The organism is Methylobacterium oryzihabitans, assembly GCF_004004555.2.
GTDB lineage: Bacteria > Pseudomonadota > Alphaproteobacteria > Rhizobiales > Beijerinckiaceae > Methylobacterium > Methylobacterium oryzihabitans.
This window is the reverse complement of record NZ_SACP01000002.1, coordinates 76,609-97,190: the sequence shown is the minus strand read 5'-3', so window position 1 is coordinate 97,190 and position 20,582 is coordinate 76,609. Positions and strand designations below refer to the sequence as shown.

The window sequence follows — 20,582 nt, the reverse complement described above, 5'->3', positions numbered from 1 at the left end:
CCCCGGCTATTGCAGGTTGTGGCCGCGCTTGCCCATCTCGGCGCGCACCCGGACCATGGTGTATTCCGAGACTTCCTGGGTCCAGGTCTGCATCGCCTGCACCATCTCGTCGAGCACCTGCGGCTGGCTCTCGACGTAGCGCTTGCCCGAGGGCGAGCGGAAGAAGGTCGCGATGTCGCGCAGTTCCGCCTCGGTCAGCCGGGTGGCGTAGATGCGCGAGGCGGTGTCGATCATCCGCTGCTTCTGCAGCTCCATCTCGGGCTGGAGCTTCTCGATGACGTCGTTGAGGTCCTTGGCCAGTTCCGGGCGGGTGACGGCGGCCTGACGGATCTGCTCGCCGAAGGCCGGGATGATCGAGTCGAACGACCGGGCGATGCCCGAGGCCATCATCACCTCGCGGGCGAGGGTGAGATGGGTCGGGCTGATCTCCTTGGCGGCGGGAGCCGGCGCCGGCGCCGGCGCCGGAGCGACGGGGCGCTGCTGGGCCACGGCCGGCGCGGCGAGGAGCGCGGCGAGGAGGCCGGCCAGGACGAGGGGGCGGCGCGGGAACGGCGGGACCATGGGACGGGCTCCGGAGAGGGGCGCGGGGCAGGGCCCGCCGCCGGGATCGGGATGACAGGAAGGAGGGGTGGTCGCGCTCAGGCGAGCGCCCCGAGGAGGACGAGGCCGTCGCCGCCGGCGACTACGGCCCCGGTGGCGAGGCTGAGGAACAGGCCGTGCTCGACCACGCCCGGCACCGCCGCGAGGCCGGCCGCGAGGCGCTCGGGATCGGGAATGCGGCCGAGATGGGCGTCGAGGATGAGGTGGCCGCCGTCGGTGACGAAGGGCGCGCCGTCGGGCCGGGTCCGCAGGGTCAGCTCGCCGGCGCAGCCGGCCGCCGTCACGGCGTCCGCCACCGCCCGGCGGGTCGCGCCGAGGCCGAACGGCACCACCTCGACCGGCAGCGGGAACCGGCCGAGGGTCTCGACCCGCTTGCCGGCGTCGGCGATCACCACCATGCGGGCGCTCGCCGCCGCGACGATCTTCTCCCGCAGCAGCGCGCCGCCGCCGCCCTTGATGAGCCGCAACCGCCCGTCGATCTCGTCGGCGCCGTCGACCGTGAGGTCGAGCTCCGGGGTCTCCTCGAGGGTGGTGAGCGGGATGCCGGCGGCCTCGGCCGCGGCGCGGGTCGCCTCCGAGGTCGGCACGCCGACGACCGACAGGCCGGCCCGCACGCGCTCGCCGAGCAGGTCGACGAAATGCGCCGCCGTCGAGCCGGTGCCGAGCCCGAGCCGCATCCCGTCCTGTACCAGCGCGACCGCGCGGGCGGCCGCCTGGCGCTTCGGGTCGGCGCTCATGCGACGTCTCCGGGAGGATGCGGGATGGAGGAAGCGGAATCGGCCGGCATGGAAGAGGGGTCCCGACGGGCGCGCCGGTGCCCTGCGGCGCCCGGCGTCTTGCGCAACGCCCCTACCATGCGGGCGGCGCGGCACGGAAGCCGTGTCGGCGTGCCATTGCGCCCGCCCTCCGCCCCCTCTGCCGCAACGTCCAGCCCCGGTTCCTCCCGATCGGCCGATCTGAAGAACGATCTTCCCCGTCTCCTCGTCGAATTGGATATTGTTTCGCGTTGACATGGCATTGCTTTCAACAGACCATGTGCATATCCCGAATATATAGACGAAGACGGTGCGGGACGTCGCGTATTCATACTGATGTCCATCGCTTTGGTTGCGCGGGATTCGGCGCGATGACGGGGTGGGGCGACGGTGTTCGTCCGGCTCGTCCTCGGCTGGGACGCGCGCAGTCTCTTGCTCCAAGGCCATGAGGTTCGACATGACGACGCTCGCCGGCCGTCCGGCCGACGCGGCAGGCCATCCCGGGGCTGCGGCCGGCACGGGTCTCGGGGCGGTGGGCCCCGTCCTCGCATCCTTCGCCGGGCGCGCGGGACTCGTCCTGCTGCCCTGGGCCGCGATCGTCGGCCTGTGGGCCGCGGCGGCGGGCTCCGGCCTGTTCGACCCGGTGCTGCTGCCGGCGCCCTCGGCGGTGCTGGCGCAGGCTCTGCAGCAGCTCGGCGACGGGCGCCTGCCCGCGGCGGTGGCGGCCTCGACCGGCCGGGTGCTCGCCGGCCTCGTCCTCGGCGTGGCGCTGGCGGTCCCGGCCGGCATCCTGCTCGGCCGCAGCCGGGGCGTGCGCCGCGTCGCCGGGCCGCTGCTCGGCTTCTTCCGCGCCCTGCCGCCGATCGCCCTGATCCCGCTGGTGATCGTCTATTTCGGCATCGGCGAATCCGCCAAGGTGATCGTGCTGACCTTCGCGGCGTTCTTCGCCGCCGTCATCGTGGTCAGCGAGGGCGTGGCGCAGATCCCGCCGCTCTACGAGAACGCCGCCCGGACGCTCGGCGCCACCCGCGCCGAGGTGTTCCGCCGGATCGTGCTGCCGCAGGCGCTGCCGCACATCCTCACCGGCATCCGGGTCGCCCTCGGCACCACCTGGGCGACGCTGGTCGCGGCCGAGCTGGTCGCGGCCCAGGTCGGGCTCGGCGCCACGATCCAGGTCGCCGCGGCGTTCTTCGACCTGCCGGTGATCTATCTCGGCATCATCGGTATCGGCGCCGCCGCCCTCGCGATGGATGCCGGCCTGCGCCGCCTCAATGCCCGCCTGCTGTCCTGGCAGGACCGGAGGCCGGCATGACCGCCGTGCCGGCCCGGGGCGGCCTGTCCTTCTCCCGCGTCAGCGTCGCCTACGACACCTCGCGCGGGCCGGTGCCGGCCCTGTCGGAAGTGAGCCTCACGGTCGCGCCCGGCGAGTTCGTCGCCGTCGTCGGGCCGTCGGGCTGCGGGAAGTCGACGCTGCTGAAGCTCGCCGCCGGCCTGCTGGCGCCGTCCTCCGGCACGGTCACGGCCGGCGGCGTCCCGGTCGCCGGTCCGGGCGCCGACCGCGGCGTGATCTTCCAGGACTACGCGGTGTTCCCCTGGCTCACCGTCGAGCAGAACATCGGTTTCGGGCTGACGCTGTCGGCCAACCGGGCCGAGGCGCGCGAGCGCGAGGCCCGGGTCGCCCACTACCTCGACCGCATGGGGCTGGCCGAGTTCCGCCACGCGCTCCCCAAGACCCTGTCGGGCGGCATGAAGCAGCGGGTGGCGCTCGCCCGCGCCTACGTGGTGCGGCCCGGCACCCTGCTGATGGACGAGCCGTTCGGCGCCCTCGACAGCCAGACGCGGCTCGCGATGCACGACCTCCTCCTCGGCGTGCTGCGCCAGGAGGGCACCGCCGGCCTGCTCATCACCCACTCGGTCGAGGAGGCGCTCTACCTCGCCGCCCGCGTCGTCGTGCTCTCGGCCCGCCCGGGCCGGATCCGGGCGGTGATGGAGGTGCCGTTCGGGCGCGCGCGCGACCACGCCCTGCTCGCCTCCCCCGACCTCGCCCGGCTCAAGGGCGAGATCACCGCACTCGTCATGGACGAGTACCGGCGCCAGACCGCCCTCGACCGGCGCCCCGCCGCCTGACCCTCCCTCCCGGAAGACTCCCCATGATCTCCCGCCGCTCCCTCCTCGGCCATACCGCCGCGGGCCTTGCCGCCGCGGGCCTCGCCGCCTCGGCGCTGCCCCGCCCGGCGCTCGCCGCCCGCGAGACCCTGCGCATCGGCTACCTGCGCGGCCTCGCCTCCGACGCCCATCTCTGGACCGCCGAGCGCCTCGGCGCCTTCGGCCGCGAGGGGCTCGACGTCGAGACGATCCAGTTCGTCAGCGGGCTGGAGGCCTATCAGGCCCTGGTCGGCGGCAGCCTCGACCTCGTGACGACGGGGGCGGTGATCGCGAACTTCCCGGCCCGCGGCCAGGGCAAGGCGTTCCTCATCAACGCGGTCGAGAAGGCCTCGGCCCAGCTCTGGGTCCAGGCCGGCAGCGGCATCGCGAGCGTCGCCGACCTGAAGGGCAAGGCGGTGGCGACCACCCGCGGCACCACCGCCCACTACTTCCTGTACAGGCTGCTGCAGAAGGCCGGCCTCGCCGAGACCGACCTGCGCCTCGTCCACCAGCCGATGAACAACGCGGTGGCGAGCTTCATCGCCGGCTCGGTGCCGGCGCTGGTGACCTGGATCCCCCTCGACCTGTCGATCCGCAAGTCGGCCAAGGGGGCGGTGCTGCTCACCGATTCGGGCCGCTACGACGACGCCAGCGTCCTCAACGGCTGGTCGGCGCGCAACGCCGTCTTCGCCGAGCGCAGGGACGCCCTGCGCCGCTTCACCGCCGCCTGGCTCACCGCCAACGACGAGCTCGTCACCCGGCGCGAGGACGCCGTCGCGGCGTTGCAGCGGACGAAATACCCCGAATTCACCGCCGCCGAGATGGTCGAGCAGGCGAACGCCATCGCGCTCTACGGCGCCCGCGACTGGGCCGCGCGCTACGGCGACGGCTTCGTGACCGGCATCCTCAACCGGGTCACCGACTTCAACGTCGCGGTCGGCGGCATCGCCAACCCGCTGCGGGCCGAGAGCTACTTCGACCCGAGTCTCTTCCTCGACGTCGCGGCCAAAGCCTGAGAGACTGTTTGACGCTCGTTCTAAAGAGCAAGCTCCCCTTTCCCGGACGACTGGAACGCAGTGGAAGGAGATCCGGGATCCAGTACAACAAATCGCGAAGCGTCCATACATAGCGGTGATGCTGCTGTACTGAGCCGCTTCGCGGCACATCTGACGTCTGGATCCCGGATCTCCTTCCGCTATCGCTTCAGTCGTCCGGGAAAGGAGCTTCTCGCGGTAAATAATACAGACGGCCACTCAAGCAGGCTCTGAGTCCCGAAGCCAGCTTCCTAAAGTCCGAACCTCCACGGAGACCCTGCCCATGTCCCACCTCGCCTATGCCGAGACCCGCCGCGCCTCCGCGCCGTTCGGCGCCGGCCCCACGGTCGTCCCGGTCAGCCCCCATGTCGGCGCCGAGATCGACGGGATCGACCTGTCGCGGCCCCTCGACCCGGCCGCGCGCGACCTCGTCGCCGAGGCGCTGGCGACCCGCGGGGTCGTGTTCTTCCGCGACCAGGACCTGACGCCCGAGCAGCACGTCGCCTTCGCCGAGCAGTTCGGCCCGATCAACGTCAACCGCTTCTTCCGCGCCGTCGACGGCCACCCGCAGATCGCCGAGGTGCGCAAGGAGGCCGATCAGCGGGCGGCGATCGGCAGCCAGTGGCACACCGACCACAGCTACGACCGGATCCCCGCCAAGGGCTCGGTGCTCTACGCCCGCGAGGTGCCGCCGGTCGGCGGCGACACCCTGTTCGCCAGTATGGTCGCCGCCTACGACGCTCTCTCGCCGGCCTTCAAGGCGGTGCTGGAGCCGCTGCGTGCGGTGCATTCGAGCCGCCACGTCTTCGGCGAGACGAGCCGCACGGTGCGGTCGGGCGCCCTCGAGGGCCGGATCCTCAACCCCGAGCTCGCGACCCAGGACGCGGTCCACCCGGTCGTCATCACCCATCCGGAATCCGGGCGCCGGGCGCTCTACGTCAACCCGAACTTCACCCTCGGCATCGAGGGCTGGAGCGAGAAGGAATCTGCCGCCCTGCTCGGCTTCCTGTACGAGCACGCGCGCCAGCCGGAATTCTCGTGCCGGTTCCAGTGGCGCGAGGGCTCGATCGCGTTCTGGGACAACCGCGCCACCTGGCACCTCGCGCTCAACGACTATCACGGCCACCGCCGGCTGATGCACCGCATCACCATCGAGGGCAGCGCCCTGAGCTGACGCCGGCCCGGCGGTGGGTCCCGACTCAATCCGAGCCGGTGAACTCCACCGTCGCGCCCTTGGACACATGGAGCGCGAGGTCGCGGGCGTCCCAGTTGGTCAGGCGCACGCAGCCATGCGACTCGGCCTTGCCGACCAGTTCGGGCTCCGGCGTGCCGTGGATGCCGTAGGATTCCGCCGACAGGTCGATCCACACCACGCCGACCGGGTTGTTGGGGCCGGGCTTGATCGTGAAGGCCTTGCGGGTCTTCACGCCCTGGAACGCGTAGTCCGGGTTGTAGGTGTAGTCCGGGTCGAAGGCGACCGCCTGGACCTTGAACGTGCCGCTCGGCGCCGGCTTCTCGCGGCTGCCGACCGAGGCGGGGTAGAGCCGCAGCAGGGCGCCGTCCTCGCCGTAGGCCCGGACCTGCCCGGCCGACTTGTCGACGGTGATGCGGGCGACCTTCGGCGTCTCGGGCATGTCCTTCGCCTTCGGCCGGCCGGTCCCCATCGCCGGCACCGCCGCGACCGTGATCACCGTGCCGGCCTTGTCGAGCGGCTTGCCCGGGTTGAGGGCCTCCAGCAGGGCGCGGCTCATGTGGAAGCGCTCGGCCAGCATCTCGGCCGGGTCGGCATAGGACAAAGCCTTCAGGTCGGCCTGCTCCTCCATGCCAGCCGGCACCTCGGCGAACGGCCCGGCGACGTCCTGCTCGGTGAGCGTGTAGTCGGCGAGCACCGGGCCGGTGCCGGTCGCCGCGAGCTTGTCCCACAGGGCGCGGTCGAGCCGCTCGCCCTTGAGCCCGTTGGCCTCGGCGAAGCCGGCGAGCGCGCCGCGCAGGTTGCCGCCCTGGCGCCCGTCGATCGCGCCGGGCGAGAATCCGGCGCGGTCGAGCAGCACCTGGGCCTTGAGCGTGAGCGGATCGGGCCGGCCGGACTTGCTCTCGCCGGACTTGCCTTCGCCGGACTTGCCTTCGCCGGACTTGCCCTCGCCGGCGGCCTTGTCGGTGACCGCCGCGGCCCAACTCCACCGACCCGGCCGCATGTCCGCCTCCCGCGCTCGTCCGCGTGCACAAGCGCGAAGGGTGCCGTTGCGTTCCACGGGCCGCCGCGGATGGCGGCGGCCTACTGGCAGAGCCGGTGGCCGGCCGGGCGCTCGCGCTCGTCGAGGTGAAGGTGGTTGCCGTGGGCGGCGTCCGAGCCGGGGCCGAGCACGGTGCGGAAGAAGCCGCAGGCCCGCGCCCGCAATGCGGCGGCGAAGACCGCCTCGGGGCTGCCCTCGCGGGTGTCGCCGACCGTCACGGGCGCGCGGCCGGAGAACTCGAACCCCATCACGTCGACGCCGTTGGCGAAGGCGTGCTCGCTGAGCTTGGCGTCGGGGTCGTGGTTCTGGCCCCGGCACTCGTAGGAGGTGCTGATCCGGATCGCCTTCGGGGCCGCCCCGAGGTGGCGCTCGCCGAGGACGCGCACCTCGGTGCTCCAGCGCGCCAGCGCCTCGGCGGCGGTGCAGGTGAGGGTCGCGGCCGGCGTCAGCCCGAGGCCGTCGGGCAGTTCGGTGAGGGTGAGGGGCCGGGCGGCGCCGCACAGCCCGGAGGCCAGCGGCGGGTGCGGCTGGGCCTTGGCGCCGAGCTTCTCCAGCCGCCGCAGGCAGCCGGCATCGTCCGGCACGATCTCGGCGGGTGCCGGCATCGCCTGCGGCGCCGGCAGGTCGGCGGGCCGCTCCGGCGGCAGCGGCGCCGGATCGGGGGCGGGAACGGCCAGGGTCGGTGCCTCGGGGGCGGCCGGCACGTCCGCGGGCCGCGGCGGCGGCAGGGGAGGGGAGCCGGCCGGAGCCTGGGCCAGGGCTGGCGCGGCGAGGAGGACCGCCAGGGCGACGATCGGTCCTGCCCCGACGCGCGACGTGATCCGGCCCATGATCGTTCCCCCCGGCCGACGCGGCGGCTGCGTGGCTCAACGGACGGGCAAGCGTGGCTGTTCCACGGGCCGCGATCCGCCTTGCGCCGCCGACCCCGCCGGCTATCGTCGCGGCAGACCGGCCGCCTCGCGCGGCCTTCGACAGCCAGGATCCCCCGCATGAACGGCCTCACCCCGGACCACGCCCCCAACCCGTTCTCGGAGCCGGCCTGGACCACGCCCCACGGCCTGCCGCCGTTCGAGCGCATCGCGCCGGCCCACTACGAACCTGCCTTCGAGCGCGCGCTCGACGACCACGCCGCCGAGATCGCCGCCATCGCGGGCAACCCGGAACCGGCGAGCTTCGCCAACACGGTCGAGGCGCTGGAACGCTCCGGTGCCGCCCTGCGGCGGGTCAGCAGCACCTTCTTCAACCTCACCGGCAGCCATACCAATCCGGACCTGCAGCAGGTCGAGCGCAGCGTCGCGCCTCGCCTCGCCCGCCACCGCAGTGCGCTGTTCCTGAACCCGGACCTGTGGGCGCGGGTGCGGGCGGTGCCGGAGGACGGCCTGTCCGAGGAGCAGGCGCGGGTGCTCGACCGCTACCGCACGATCTTCCGCCGGGCCGGCGCCGACCTCGACCCGGCGGCCAAGGAGCGCCTCGCCGCCATCGCCGGGCGGCTCGCCGAACTCGGCACCGAGTTCAGCCAGCATCTCCTGGCCGACGAGGCGAACTTCACCCTGGTGCTCGAGGGCGAGGACGACCTCGCCGGGCTGCCGCCGTTCCTGCGCGCCGCGGCGGCGCGGGCGGCGGAGGAGCGGGGTCTCCAGGGCCAGCACGTCGTCACCCTGTCGCGCTCGCTGATCGACCCCTTCCTGGTGTTCTCGACCCGCCGCGACCTGCGCGAGAAGGCCTACGAGGCGTGGATCGGCCGCGGCGAGACCGGCGGCCCGACCGACAACCGCGCGATCATCGCCGAGACGATGCAGTTGCGGGCCGAGCGCTCGCGGCTCCTCGGCTTCTCGAGCTACGCCGAGTACCGCCTCGCCGACACCATGGCGGGCTCGCCCGACGCCGCGATGGGGCTGTTGCGCGACGTCTGGGCGCCGGCGCGCCGGCGCGCGGCGCAGGAGCGCGACCGGCTCCAGGCGATCGTGGGCGAGGAGGGCGGCAATTTCGACCTCGCGCCGTGGGACTGGCGCCACTACGCCGAGAAGCTGCGCCGGGCCGAGCACGACCTCGACGAGGGCGAGATCAAGCCGTACCTGCCCCTCGACGGCATGATCGCGGCGAGCTTCGACACCGCCCACCGGCTGTTCGGCCTCCAGTTCGAGGAACTGAGCGAGTTCCCGCGCTACCACCCCGAGGTGCGGGCCTGGAGCGTGCGCGACCGCGACGGCACCGAGATCGGCCTGTTTCTCGGCGACTACTTCGCCCGGCCGAGCAAGCGCTCCGGCGCCTGGATGAGCGGCTTCCGCTCGCAGGAGAAGCTCGCCGGCCCGGTGACGCCGATCATCGTCAACGTGATGAACTTCGCCAAGGGCGGCGACGGCGAGCCGGCGCTCCTGTCGTTCGACGACGCCCGCACGCTGTTCCACGAGTTCGGCCACGCCCTGCACGGGCTCCTGTCCGACGTCACCTACCCGCTGCTCGCCGGCACCGCGGTGGCCGGCGACTTCGTGGAACTGCCCTCGCAGCTCTACGAGCACTGGCTGGAGCAGCCCGAGGTGCTGCGGGCGCACGCGAAGCACTACCGCACCGGCGCGCCGATGCCGGACGACCTGCTGCAGCGCCTGCTCGCCGCCCGCACCTTCAACCAGGGCTTCGCCACCGTCGAGTACACCGCCTCGGCGATCGTCGACCTCGACCTGCACCTGTCGGGCGAGGCCGAGGCCGGGCTCGACGTGCTCGCCTTCGAGGCCGAGAGCCTGCGGCGCATCGCCATGCCGGCCGAGATCGGCATGCGCCACCGCACGCCGCACTTCGCCCACATCTTCGCCGGCGAGGGCTACGCGGCGGGCTATTACAGCTATCTCTGGTCGGAGGTGCTGGACGCCGACGCCTTCGATGCGTTCCGGGAGGCCGGCGACATCTTCGATCCGGCGACCGCCGCGCGCCTGCGCGACCACGTCTACGCCGCCGGCAACCTGCGCGACGCCCGCAGCGCCTACACGGCGTTCCGCGGCCGGCTGCCGAGCATCGACCCGCTGCTGCGCAAGCGCGGGCTCGCGGCCTGAGCAGCCGGAGGGCCGCTAACGATTTGGTAAACAAACATCGTTAGCAAAAGCTTCCTGTGGTTCGAGGAAGCCAGTGCCATGAAGGACCAGAAGGACGCGGCCCCGGCGGCCAAGGTCGAGGAGGCCCCCGCCGCCGCGAAGGCCGAGACCGCCGCGGCGCCGCGGCGCCCGGCCTTCCGGCTCCGGCTGAAGCCGCCGGTGATCGCCGGCCTGCTCGGGGCGCTCTGCCTCGGGGCGGTCGGCGGCGGCGCTGCGGTGGCGCTCCTCGGCAAGGGCCAGCGCAGCGAGCGGCCGGTGGTCACCCGGGCCGAGTGGAAGGCGCTCGCCGCCCGCATCGACACCGCGGCGACCGACATGACCGGGCTCGCCACCGACCTCAAGCTCCTGCGCGATCAGGTCGCCCAGGGCCGCGAGGCGGCCGACCGGGCCCGAACCGAACTCGGCGGCCGGATCGGGCAGGCCGGCGAGCGCGCGCAGCGCCAGGAGGGCGAGACCGCGGCGAAGCTCGCCGGTCTCGGCGACAAGCTGGAGCAGTTCGACCGCGAGCAGGCGGCGCGCCTGACGGCGCTCGGCGAGCGGATCGACCGCAAGGTCGCGGCCGCCCATGCCGCGGCGATTCCCGCGCCCGTGGCGCAGGCGCCCGCCGCGAAGCCGGCGCAGGTCGCCTCGGCCGAGCCGGCACTGACCGGCAGCCTGCCCGACAAGGCCAAGCCGCCGACCGTCGACGGCTGGGTGCTGCGCGACGTCTACGACGGCGTGGCGATGATCGAGAACCGCAGCCGGCGGCTGGTCGAGGTCGGCCCCGGCGACACGCTGCCCGGAGCCGGGCGGGTCGAGGCGATCGAGCGGCGTGGCCGGACCTGGGTCGTGGTGACCAGCAAGGGCCTGATCACGTCCCAGGCGTGGTGAGGATCACGCGGCCGGCTGGGCGGCTTCGCTGGCCGCCGGCGGGCGCGGTTCGAGGCTCGCGATGCCGGCGCGCAGCCGCCGACGCCCCCGCGCCTTCGCCTGGCTGCGCAGAGCGGGCGTCGGATGGAGAATCTCGGCGAGCCGCGTGAGAGCGGCGACGTCGTCGAGGTTCCGGGCGTCGAAATCGGACATGACCATTCCCCGGGGCACTGCCCGCGGTTGTAGGGGGGATACGCTGACGGCTACTGATCGCAGAGACAACGAGCGTCTGCCCCAACAGTTCCGCATTTGCGGATTCCACGCAAGACCGAAGTTCTCGCGAGACTACTGATCGGAGCCGCCACCGTCGTCGGCGGTTTCGGAAGTCCTAAGTCCGGCTCTGAAATTTCCCGGTGCGGCATCGCACATCGGTAACATGCTGCGATGCACTGTTGCGCTTTCCGTCGGAACGCGGCGGCAAGTCTAAGCGGTGCCGTCAGAGTTCGCAGAGGCGCACCGGCAGGCCGCGAAATCCGGTCTCGAGCACGAACAGATGCCCTGCCATAGGGTCGATCGTCGGATCGCGACCGCGCAGGCAAGTCGTGACGTAGAGGGTGGTCAGATCGGGGCCGCCGAAGGTGCACTTGGTGACCAGGGACGTCGGAATCGGAACGATTCGCTCGATGGTTCCGTCTGGTCGAAACCGCGTGATGCGCGATCCGCCATAGTGACAGATCCAGAGATGCTCGTCGGCATCGACGGTCAGGCCGTCCGGCTTGCCCCAGCCGTCCTCGAACCGGATGATCTCGCGTGGCTCTCCGGGGCGGGAGCCGGGGCCGTGGGACGAGGCCCGAATCACCCCGGCGGCGGTGTCGATCGTGTAGAGCGTGCGGCCGTCCGCCGAGGCGACCGGACCGTTCGTCACCGCGCTCGCGCCGCCGAATGCGTCGAGGCTCCGCCCGTCGTAGCGGTAGAAGGTGCCGGTCGGGTCCGCCTCGGCGTCGTCCATGGTGCCGAAATAGACCGCGCCGTCGGGTCCGACCTGTCCGCTGTTGAGCCGGTTGCCGGGCCGGCCGGATTCGGGCGCCAGGATCGGGGTGCGCTCGCCGGTCGTCAGATGCAGGCGGGCGAGGCCCGACCGGAAGCCCGCCACCACCACGTCGGGATCCGGGGTCGGCAGCGCGAAGCCGAGCTTCTCGTCGAGGGGCAGGCGCACCGTCTCGTCCCGGTCGGGCCAGTGGCGCCAGACCGCCGGATCCTCGATGTCGACCCAGATCAGGCCGCCGGAGCGGGCGTCCCAGACCGGCTCCTCGCCGAGGGCGCAGCGGCACGCGACGGCGACGCGGGGTATCTCCGGGTGGATCGTGGGCGACATCGCCGCGGCTCCGGCTCGTGGGGGGCCTCGGAGCAACGTGCGGAGTCCGGTCGGGTTCGGCTCCGGGCGGTTCGGCGGCGCAGGCGCGCCGCTTCAGGTCAATCGCGGCGCAGGCGCGCCATCCGAACCGTCAATCGCGGCGCAGGCGCGCCGCCTGGGCCATGCGGATCAGGTCGCGGGCGGTCAGGCCGCCGTGCTCGGTGTCGGCCGCCTCGTCGCCCGACCGGGCGGCGTGGAGGCGGAGGGCGACCGGGGCCTTGCGCCGCACGGTTCCGGTCCGGTTCATGAAGGCTCCGAAACGCCAAGCCTTCGCCAGTGCTCTCATCGGGTTCCCCGTGCGAATCGATGGCTTAACCATATCGAAGCTTTGCATGCTGCGACATTCTTGACCTCCCGGCCAGCGGCCCTAGGCCGGTCGGTCGAGGGCTCAGGCCGTGTCCTCGCGCAGGAGTTCGGTGTTGACCGCGAACGCCGCCATCGCGCCCTCGGCGGCGGCCACCACGGCGAGCTGGACCCGCCGCGAGGCGTCGCCGGCGACGAACAGGCCCGGGACGTTGGTCTTCTCGTAGTCGCTCGTCGGCACCGTGCCCTTCTCGGTCAGATCGCAGCCCAGCCGCGCCACCAGGGGCGAGGGCACGCACTCGGCCGGCGTGAAGAACACGGCGGCGCAGGCCAGGGCGTCGCCGTCGCCGAACCGGACCCGCTCCAGGCGGCCGTCCTCGCCCTCGACCCGGGTGACGGGGCGCTCCTCGATCCGGATGCCCTGGCGGGAGAGCCGGGCGCGGTCGTCCTCCGACAGCGCCTCCGCCGGGCCGTCGGTGCAGAGCGTGAGGTCGCGGCTCCAGGCGGTCATCTCGAGGGCGAGGCCCTTGCCGCAGCCGCCGCGGCCGTAGACCACGAGCGGCCGGTCGCGGTTCTCGAAGCCGTCGCAGTAGGGGCAGTGATGCACGCCGTGACCCCAGAACTCGGCGAAACCCTCGACCGGCGGCAATTCGGTGCGCAGGCCGGTGGCGAGGATCAGGCGGCGGGTCCGCTCGCGGGTGCCGTCCGCGAGCACGACCTCGAAGCCGTCCGCGACCCGGGCGGCGTCGGCGACGTCGCCGGCCCGGCGCTCCACCGTCTCGTAGCGGTCGAGCTCGCCGCCGGCGATCTCGCGCAGCGTCCCGGGCGGGCAGCCGTCGCGGCTGAGAAAGCCGTTCATGTGGCCGGTCACGGCGTTGCGCGGATGGCCGGCATCGACCAGCAGCACCCGGCGCCGGCAGCGGCCGAGGATGAGGGCCGCGCTGAGCCCCGCCGGCCCGCCGCCGACGATGATGACGTCCCGCATCGCGACTCCGCGTCCTGTCCCGTGTCCCGGGTAGACGCACCGGGCCGCCCCGGGTTTCGTATGACGTTGAAGCGGAAACGAAAAAGGGCGCTCGCGCGCCCTCGTTCGCCGGTCCTGGCGGTCCGGTTCAGGCGGCGGTCTTCACCGGCACGCCCTTCTCGGTCAGCATCTGCTGCAGCTCGCCGGACTGGAACATCTCGCGGGTGATGTCGCAGCCGCCGATGAACTCGCCCTTGACGAAGACCTGCGGGATGGTCGGCCACTGCGAGAAGGCCTTGATGCCCTCGCGGATCTCCATGTCCTCGAGCACGTTCACGCCCTTGAACGTCACGCCGAGGTAGTTGAGGATCTGGGCGACCTGCCCCGAGAAGCCGCACATCGGGAATTGCGGCGTGCCCTTCATGAACACGACCACGTCGTCGGACTTGATCTCGTTCTCGATGCGGGTGTTGACGTCGGTCATGGTGGGTCCTTTCGCGGTGATGCCGAGATGGCGACGGCCATCCGGGAGAGCAAGGCATCCATCGTGGCGGCCTCGTCGAGAAGGTCGTCCAGGCCGAGCGGACAGGTGGCGGGCAGCGGCTGCACCAGCCGGACGCCGTATTCATCGAGGTCGCGTCGCGCTTCCGCGATGGCCCGGCCCCACAGGTGGTCGAGGTCGAGGAGGCGACGCATCGACGGCGTGAACTCGGCTCCGATCCGCAGCCGCCAGACGTCGATCTCGTGGCGCCAGTGCCGGCGGCTCGGCGCGTCCGGGTCGGACAGGATCTTGAGCAGGTGGGCCAGGACCAGTTCGATCTTCCGGGCCACGCCGGCCGTCTGCGAGCGGCCCACGCTCAGGACCTCGTCGATCAGATTGTCCCAGTCGACCTCACGCGACAGGTCGTCGGTGCGTGCGGCCAGTTCGCCGAGACGCCGCGCCTGCCGGTGCGACCAGGCGACGACATCGCGGTGATAAAGGGAGTTCCCCGCCTCGGCGCTCCGGCCGGCGAGCTGGCGGGCGAGGTGCGGCACCTCGTCGGCGGGGGCCGCGCAGGCCAGCAGGGCATCGAGATACGCGCCGATGCCGCCCTCGGCGTCGTAGCGGATGTCGTTGAGATGGGCGGCGACGGTGGTGCCGTCGACGGTCTGGTTGCGGCGGATCAGCGTCCCGATCGCATCGAACACCGCCTGATCCAGCGGATCGCTGAAATCGGGCGCGTCGAGTTCGCTCCGGATGCGATGGTAGAGTGCGGCATCGTCCAGAAGGGCGCCCAGCAGCCGTCGCCCGGCCTCGACGAGGTCCGGCCGCGGGCATGCCGGATCGACGGACGGGTCCCGGTTCAGGGAAGGGCGGCCCATGACGTGCGACGCCTCGGCGTGATCGGTCGGCTAATCCTGCGGCACGCCCGTGGTCAGGGCAAGCGCGTGCAGCACGCCGCCCATCCGGCCCTGGAGGGCGCCGTAGACCATCTGGTGCTGCTGCACCCGCGACTTGCCCTTGAACGCCGCCGACACCACGGTCGCGGCGTAGTGGTCGCCGTCGCCGGCGAGGTCGCGGATCTCGACCGTCGCGTCGGGCAGGGCTTCGCGGATCATCGACTCGATCTCGCGCGCATCCATCGGCATCGGGGTTCTCCAGCTCAGGCCGCGGCGTCGGCGGAGGCGGCCATGTAGTCCGGCAGCCAGGATTCGTGGGTGGCGCGCAGGGCGCTCACCGATATGGTTTCGTCGCCCGGCAGGGTCAACGAATCCGAACCGGTGACGCCGACCACCGCCGCGTCGATGCCCTGGGCCGAGGCGCTGTAGAGCAGGTCCGGCACCGTCTCGGGATCGACCGCGAGCAGGTAGCGGCCCTGGTCCTCGCCGAACAGGTAGGCGTGGCAGGGGATCGCGAACGGGCATTCCGGCAGCGCCGCGCCGATGCCGCCGGCCATCGCCATCTCGGCCAGCGCCACCGCGAGGCCCCCGTCCGAGAGGTCGTGGACGGTGTCGACGAGGCCCGACGTGATGAGCCCGCGCACGAAGTCGCCGTTCCTGCGCTCGACCGCGAGGTCCACCGGGGGCGGGGCGCCCTCCTCGCGGCCGCAGATCTCGGCGAGGTAGACCGACTGGCCGAGCCACCCTCGCGTGGCGCCGATCAGCACCAGCGCGTCGCCCTCGCGCTTGAGGGCGAGCGTCGCGATCCTCGCCACGTCGTCGACCACGCCGACGCCGCCGATGGTCGGGGTCGGCAGGATGCCGACGCCGTTGGTCTCGTTGTAGAGCGAGACGTTGCCCGAGACGATCGGGAAGTCGAGCGCCCGGCACGCCTCGCCGATGCCCTGGAGGCAGCCGACGAACTGGCCCATCACCTCCGGCTTCTCCGGGTTGCCGAAGTTGAGGTTGTCGGTGACGGCGAGGGGACGGCCGCCGACCGCCGTGATGTTGCGCCAAGCTTCCGCCACCGCCTGCTTGCCGCCCTCGACCGGGTCGGCCTCGCAGTAGCGCGGGGTCACGTCGGTGGTCATGGCCAGCCCCTTCGGGCCGTCCTCGACCCGCACCACCGCGGCGTCGCCGCCGGGCTTCTGCACGGTGTTGCCGAGGATGAAGTGGTCGTACTGCTCCCACACCCAGCGCTTCGACGACAGGTCGGGCGAGGCGACGAGGGTCTTCAGCGCGTCGACGTTGCGCACCGGCGCCGCCACGTCCTCGGCCTTGAGCACCGGCTGGTGGGTGTTGGCGCGGTGGGGCCGGTCGTAGAGCGGCGCCTCGTCGCCGAGTTCCTTGATCGGCAGGTCGGCGACCGTCTCGCCGCCGTGCTTGATGACGAAGCGCAGGGTGTCGGTGGTGTGCCCGATGATCGCGAAGTCGAGGCCCCACTTGACGAAGATGGCTTGCGCCTCCGCCTCCATGCCGGGCTTGAGCACCATCAGCATGCGCTCCTGGCTCTCGGAGAGCATCATCTCGTAGGCGGTCATGCCGGGCTCGCGGGTCGGCACCGCGTCGAGGTTCAGCTCGACTCCGAGATTGCCCTTGGCGCCCATCTCGACCGCCGAGCAGGTCAGGCCGGCCGCGCCCATGTCCTGGATCGCGATGACGGCGCCGGACGCCATCAGTTCGAGGCAGGCCTCGAGCAGCAGCTTCTCCGCGAAGGGGTCGCCGACCTGCACGGTCGGGCGCTTCTCCTCCGAGGCGTCGTCGAAGGCCGCCGACGCCATGGTGGCGCCGTGGATGCCGTCGCGGCCGGTCTTCGAGCCGAGATAGACGATCGGGTTCCCGACCCCGGTCGCGGCGGCGTAGAAGATCGCGTCGGCCCGCGCGAGGCCGACCGCCATCGCGTTGACCAGGATGTTGCCGTCGTAGCGCTTGTGGAAGCCGACCGAGCCGCCGACCGTCGGCACGCCGAACGAGTTGCCGTAGCCGGCGATGCCGGCCGAGACGCCGCCGACGAGGTGGCGGGTGCGGGGATGGTCGGGCGCGCCGAACCGCAGGGCGTTGAGCGCCGCGATCGGCCGCGCGCCCATGGTGAACACGTCGCGCAGGATGCCGCCGACCCCGGTCGCCGCGCCCTGGTAGGGCTCGATGAAGCTCGGGTGGTTGTGGCTCTCCATCTTGAACACGCAGGCGAGCCCGTCGCCGATGTCGATGACGCCGGCATTCTCGCCCGGGCCCTGGATCACCCACGGCGCCGAGACCGGCAGCTTCTTGAGGTGCAGCCGCGACGACTTGTAGGAGCAGTGCTCGTTCCACATCGCCGAGACGATGCCGAGCTCGGTGATCGTCGGCTCGCGTCCGATCAGCCCGACGAAGCGGGCGTACTCGTCCTCGGTGAGGCCGTGCTGGCGCACGAGGTCGGGGGTGATGGAGACGTCGTTGCGGATCATGCGGCGGTCTCGGGCGGGCGGCGGGGCTGTCTGGCCCTGCGCTTAAAGCCGGAACGGGCGCGAAGGCAACCGCGGGGTGACACCTTGGGTTTACGGCCGGCTCGGGATCCGGGAGGATCGGATGAACCGACGACTGCGGCGGCAAGCCCGCGGGACGGGAGGAGACACGCCATGACCCATCATCCGCGAACCGTGCCGACGGGGGGGCCCGCGTGAGCCTGTCGCAGAAGCTCGCCGCCCGGGCCGAGGCCGGCAACCCGGTCCGGGTCGGAGTCATCGGCGCCGGCAAGTTCGGCTCGATGTTCCTGTCGCAGGGGCCGCGCACCCCCGGCCTGCACGTCGCCGGCATCGCCGACCTCGATCCGGAGCGCGCCCGGCAGGCGGTCGCCCGGATCGGCTGGCCGGCGGAGCGCAGCAGCGCCCGCTCGCTCGCCGAGGCGATGCGCACCGGCGCCACGTTCATCACCGAGGATGCCGCGGCGCTGACCGCCGGCGACGGTATCGACGTGATCGTCGAGGCGACCGGCAATCCCGGGGTCGGCATCCGCCACGCGCTCCACGCCTTCGCGCACGGCAAGCACGTCGTGATGGTCAACGTCGAGGCCGACGCGCTGGCCGGGCCGCTCCTCGCCCGAAGGGCGGCGGAGGCCGGGGTGCTGTACTCGTTCGCCTACGGCGACCAGCCGGCCCTGATCGCCGAGCTGGTCGACTGGGCCCGCACCGCCGGCTTCCACGTCGTCTGCGCCGGCAAGGGCACCAAGTACCTGCCGGTCTACCACGCCTCGACCCCCGACACGGTGTGGCGCCATTACGGCTTCAGCGAGGAGCAGGTCGCCGGCGGCGACTTCAACCCGCAGATGTTCAACTCCTTCCTCGACGGCACCAAGTCGGCGCTGGAGATGGCGGCGGTGGCCAATGCCTGCGGGCTCGACCCGGCCCCGGACGGGCTCGCCTTCCCGCCTTGCGGCGTCGACGACCTGCCGGGCGTGCTGCGGCCGCGGGAGGACGGCGGCATCCTGTCCCGGTCGGGCACCGTCGAGGTGGTGTCGTCGCTGGAGCGCGACGGCCGGCCGGTGTTCCGCGACCTGCGCTGGGGCGTCTACGTCACGTTCGAGGCGCCGTCCGACTACGTCCGGCGCTGCTTTGCCGAGTACGGGCTGAAGACCGATTCCACCGGGCGCTACAGCGCGATGTACAAGCCCTATCATCTGATCGGGCTCGAACTCGGCCTGTCGGTGGCGAGCGTCGTGGTGCGGGGCGAGCCGACCGGCACCACCCGGGGCTTCTCCGGCGACGTGGTGGCGACGGCCAAGCGCGACCTGTCGGCGGGCGAGCGCCTCGACGGCGAGGGCGGCCACACCGTCTACGGCCGGCTGATGCCGGCGGCCGATTCGCTGAGGGCGGGCGGCCTGCCGATCGGGCTCGCCCACGACCTCGTCCTGACCCGCCCGGTCGCCGCCGGCCGGCCGGTCTCGTGGGACGACGTGGCGTTCGACCCCGACAGGCCGGCGATCCGCTTCCGGCGCGAGATGGAGGCGCTGTTCCGGGGGGAGGCGGGCGGCTGACCGGGCCGCGGCCGGCGCCGGGCCGACGCCGGCCGCTCTCAGAGTCTGTTCGAGTGCCTGACCCTAAGCAGATTTCGCAAAAGTGGTAGCCGATTTTGCGACAAAAATTTGCGAAAAATCAAGAATCTAAGCAGACGAAGCGTTGGTGTGCCAACGCGAGTCTGCTCAGTATTTGCCGCGCGAAGCACCCCTTTCCGGGCCCGAATGGGCCTACACGACTGAAGCGAAGCGGAAGGAGATCCGGGATCCAGACGTCAGGTGTGCCGCGAAGCGGCTCCATATTCTGCAACGTTGCAGAGATTCGGACGCTTCGCGACGTCTTGTGCTGGATCCCGGGTCACATTCCGCTGGCGCTGCATGCGCCCGGGAAAGCGGCGCTTTTTCTTTAGATCACGAGTCAAGCAGGCCCTCAGTCGGTCGTCGAGATGTCCGGCTGCTGCGAACCTTCCTTGAAGGTCTTCACCGCCGAATCCCGGCCCTGGTTGGAGGTCGAGATCGTCAGGTAGCCGAGCCGCGAGGGCATCGTGTGGACCGTCGTCGCGGAGGGCGGCAGGGCGGGCTGCAGGGGCGGCGGGGCGTGCTGGGCCCGGGCGGCGCCGGCGGCGGTCGCGACGAGGACGCCGCCGAGGAGGAGCTCGGGGATGAGGAGCTTGGAGAGCATGGTCGCACGTCTCGCACGAGGGGGCGGGACGCGCGGCGTCCCGCTCAGGGGCAGGCCGGCCCGAACGCGCCGCTAAAGCAGGTGTTGGCCGTGGCCGCGCTCAGGACCTGTGCGGCGTACTTTGTATTGAGGCTGATTGTGTAAGTGTTGACCTGATCGGTCGAAGTGTCGAAATTCACCCCGAGAGGGTTGATGAATCCTGAGATCAATGAATAGTTTCCGTTGAATTCCGGGCTGACGTGGAGCGTGAACGAGTAGGTGAGCTGGCCGACGAGCAGGTTCTCGGCGGTCGGGTAGACGGTCTTCTCGTTGGCGGTCATCTCCGTGGCGGAATCCTGCAGCCATTGCGCGAGGGTCCGCCCGCCGACCCGGACGCGGGTGAAGTTCTCGTATTCCTCCCAGCCCGGATCGCTCGCGACGAGGTGCTGGACCTCCTGGATTGCGTCGAGGAGCGTCCGGCTCCGGCTCTTGAACAGGGACTTGTAGCAGTAGAAGCGCTCGTCCGCCTGCGGGTGGGCGTTGTAGACCGTCGAGAACTTCGCCGCGGCCGGCGGCGTCTCGCCGCGCGGCGAGTACGACTGGACCGGGCCGAGATCGCCGTTCTGCAGGATGGCGTAGGAGTGGATGAACTCGGACACCTTCGTCTGCGTCAGCGACCCGCCGAGGCCGCGTCCGAGTGAGCCCTCCAGGTCGATGCGTCCGGCCTTCGAGGCGAGCGACGGCTTCTCGCGCGTGTAGCCGAGGGTCATCGACAGCGAGTCGATGTTCTGGAGGTCGACGTTCAGGAAGCCGAGCTGGCGCGAGTCGATGTCGATGTAGGGGAACTGCCGGATCGTCTCGATCCTGTCCGCGACGAGGTGGTCGACGCCGCGCTTGGTGTCGGCCTGGACCTGCGCGAACAGCGGCGACACGTAGCTGCTGCGCAGCTTGTTCTCGACCAGGAAGGTCGTGACCTCGCAGCGGATCGACTTCACCACGTCCGAGATCTTCGGCCCCATGCCCAGGACCTTGTCGGGCTCCTGGAAGTGGTAGGGCGACAGGTTGCAGGAGGCGACGGCGAGGCTGGCCGACAGGACGATGAACACTCGCATGGCGCCAGACTGAAT

The 20,582-nt window shown here is 71.8% G+C and carries 21 protein-coding genes; 7 read left to right on the top strand and 14 right to left on the bottom strand.

Annotation, left to right across the window (positions count from 1 at the left end; genetic code table 11):
- Positions 1 to 6: 6 nt before the first annotated feature.
- Both EOE48_RS02960 and rpiA read right to left on the bottom strand, forming a co-directional pair.
- Positions 7 to 561 carry a DUF2059 domain-containing protein gene (locus EOE48_RS02960; RefSeq protein WP_127727292.1) on the bottom strand — a complete coding sequence of 185 codons (555 nt, stop codon included), beginning with the start codon at positions 559 to 561 and terminating at the stop codon, positions 7 to 9.
- A 77-nt stretch (positions 562 to 638) separates the two neighbouring features.
- Complete coding sequence (gene rpiA / locus EOE48_RS02955) at positions 639 to 1,337, bottom strand: ribose-5-phosphate isomerase RpiA (protein WP_127727291.1); 699 nt, start codon at positions 1,335 to 1,337, stop codon at positions 639 to 641.
- Positions 1,338 to 1,812: 475 nt separating this feature from the next.
- On the opposite strand from rpiA, the gene EOE48_RS02950 reads away from it, so the two are divergent.
- The 4 genes from EOE48_RS02950 (at position 1,813) to EOE48_RS02935 (ending at position 5,708) form a co-directional block, all read left to right on the top strand.
- Positions 1,813 to 2,667 carry an ABC transporter permease gene (locus tag EOE48_RS02950; RefSeq protein ID WP_127727290.1) on the top strand — a complete coding sequence of 285 codons (855 nt, stop codon included), beginning with the start codon at positions 1,813 to 1,815 and terminating at the stop codon, positions 2,665 to 2,667.
- Positions 2,664 to 3,482, top strand: coding sequence for an ABC transporter ATP-binding protein (locus EOE48_RS02945; RefSeq protein ID WP_127727289.1), 819 nt, complete (start codon positions 2,664 to 2,666; stop codon positions 3,480 to 3,482). Before EOE48_RS02950 ends, EOE48_RS02945 begins: the two co-directional genes overlap by 4 nt.
- Before the next feature lie 23 nt (positions 3,483 to 3,505).
- On the top strand, positions 3,506 to 4,516 hold the full coding sequence (locus EOE48_RS02940) for an ABC transporter substrate-binding protein (protein ID WP_127727288.1): 1,011 nt from the start codon (positions 3,506 to 3,508) through the stop codon (positions 4,514 to 4,516).
- Positions 4,517 to 4,817: 301 nt separating this feature from the next.
- A complete protein-coding gene (locus EOE48_RS02935; RefSeq protein WP_127727287.1) occupies positions 4,818 to 5,708 on the top strand; it encodes a TauD/TfdA dioxygenase family protein in 891 nt (296 codons plus the stop codon).
- A 25-nt stretch (positions 5,709 to 5,733) separates the two neighbouring features.
- Here EOE48_RS02935 and EOE48_RS02930 read toward each other — a convergent pair whose 3' ends face one another.
- Positions 5,734 to 6,729 (bottom strand): L,D-transpeptidase family protein, encoded by a 996-nt coding sequence (locus EOE48_RS02930; RefSeq protein WP_127727286.1) that lies wholly within the window; start codon positions 6,727 to 6,729, stop codon positions 5,734 to 5,736.
- Positions 6,730 to 6,809: 80 nt separating this feature from the next.
- Positions 6,810 to 7,598, bottom strand: coding sequence for an extensin-like domain-containing protein (locus EOE48_RS02925; RefSeq protein WP_127727285.1), 789 nt, complete (start codon positions 7,596 to 7,598; stop codon positions 6,810 to 6,812).
- A 159-nt stretch (positions 7,599 to 7,757) separates the two neighbouring features.
- Here EOE48_RS02925 and EOE48_RS02920 point away from each other — a divergent pair, with 159 nt between their 5' ends.
- Positions 7,758 to 9,815, top strand: coding sequence for a M3 family metallopeptidase (locus EOE48_RS02920; RefSeq protein WP_127727284.1), 2,058 nt, complete (start codon positions 7,758 to 7,760; stop codon positions 9,813 to 9,815).
- A 78-nt stretch (positions 9,816 to 9,893) separates the two neighbouring features.
- Positions 9,894 to 10,724 carry a hypothetical protein gene (locus tag EOE48_RS02915; protein ID WP_127727283.1) on the top strand — a complete coding sequence of 277 codons (831 nt, stop codon included), beginning with the start codon at positions 9,894 to 9,896 and terminating at the stop codon, positions 10,722 to 10,724.
- A 3-nt stretch (positions 10,725 to 10,727) separates the two neighbouring features.
- On the opposite strand, the gene EOE48_RS02910 is transcribed toward EOE48_RS02915, so the two are convergent.
- From EOE48_RS02910 to purL, 8 genes are all read right to left on the bottom strand, one after another.
- Positions 10,728 to 10,916, bottom strand: a complete 189-nt coding sequence (locus tag EOE48_RS02910; RefSeq protein ID WP_127727282.1) for a hypothetical protein — start codon at positions 10,914 to 10,916, stop codon at positions 10,728 to 10,730.
- Between the two features lie 283 nt (positions 10,917 to 11,199).
- Positions 11,200 to 12,078: an SMP-30/gluconolactonase/LRE family protein gene (locus tag EOE48_RS02905; protein ID WP_127727281.1), complete on the bottom strand. Its 879-nt coding sequence runs from the start codon at positions 12,076 to 12,078 to the stop codon at positions 11,200 to 11,202.
- Between the two features lie 130 nt (positions 12,079 to 12,208).
- Complete coding sequence (locus tag EOE48_RS02900) at positions 12,209 to 12,364, bottom strand: hypothetical protein (RefSeq protein ID WP_246153922.1); 156 nt, start codon at positions 12,362 to 12,364, stop codon at positions 12,209 to 12,211.
- A 141-nt stretch (positions 12,365 to 12,505) separates the two neighbouring features.
- A complete protein-coding gene (locus EOE48_RS02895; protein WP_127727279.1) occupies positions 12,506 to 13,405 on the bottom strand; it encodes an NAD(P)/FAD-dependent oxidoreductase in 900 nt (299 codons plus the stop codon).
- A 127-nt stretch (positions 13,406 to 13,532) separates the two neighbouring features.
- Positions 13,533 to 13,868 (bottom strand): Grx4 family monothiol glutaredoxin, encoded by a 336-nt coding sequence (grxD, locus tag EOE48_RS02890; protein ID WP_127727278.1) that lies wholly within the window; start codon positions 13,866 to 13,868, stop codon positions 13,533 to 13,535.
- Positions 13,865 to 14,746: a DUF29 family protein gene (locus EOE48_RS02885; RefSeq protein WP_127727277.1), complete on the bottom strand. Its 882-nt coding sequence runs from the start codon at positions 14,744 to 14,746 to the stop codon at positions 13,865 to 13,867. The genes grxD and EOE48_RS02885 overlap by 4 nt, the downstream gene beginning before the upstream one ends.
- Before the next feature lie 30 nt (positions 14,747 to 14,776).
- Positions 14,777 to 15,013 (bottom strand): BolA family protein, encoded by a 237-nt coding sequence (locus tag EOE48_RS02880; RefSeq protein WP_127727276.1) that lies wholly within the window; start codon positions 15,011 to 15,013, stop codon positions 14,777 to 14,779.
- 14 nt (positions 15,014 to 15,027) lie between these two features.
- A complete protein-coding gene (purL, locus tag EOE48_RS02875; RefSeq protein ID WP_127727275.1) occupies positions 15,028 to 17,250 on the bottom strand; it encodes a phosphoribosylformylglycinamidine synthase subunit PurL in 2,223 nt (740 codons plus the stop codon).
- Between the two features lie 212 nt (positions 17,251 to 17,462).
- Here purL and EOE48_RS02870 point away from each other — a divergent pair, with 212 nt between their 5' ends.
- Positions 17,463 to 18,815 (top strand): NAD(P)H-dependent oxidoreductase, encoded by a 1,353-nt coding sequence (locus EOE48_RS02870; protein WP_127727274.1) that lies wholly within the window; start codon positions 17,463 to 17,465, stop codon positions 18,813 to 18,815.
- Between the two features lie 409 nt (positions 18,816 to 19,224).
- Here EOE48_RS02870 and EOE48_RS29070 read toward each other — a convergent pair whose 3' ends face one another.
- Positions 19,225 to 19,476: a hypothetical protein gene (locus EOE48_RS29070; protein ID WP_187371303.1), complete on the bottom strand. Its 252-nt coding sequence runs from the start codon at positions 19,474 to 19,476 to the stop codon at positions 19,225 to 19,227.
- A gap of 44 nt (positions 19,477 to 19,520) precedes the next feature.
- Positions 19,521 to 20,567: a hypothetical protein gene (locus tag EOE48_RS02865; RefSeq protein WP_127727273.1), complete on the bottom strand. Its 1,047-nt coding sequence runs from the start codon at positions 20,565 to 20,567 to the stop codon at positions 19,521 to 19,523.
- Positions 20,568 to 20,582 lie beyond the last annotated feature (15 nt).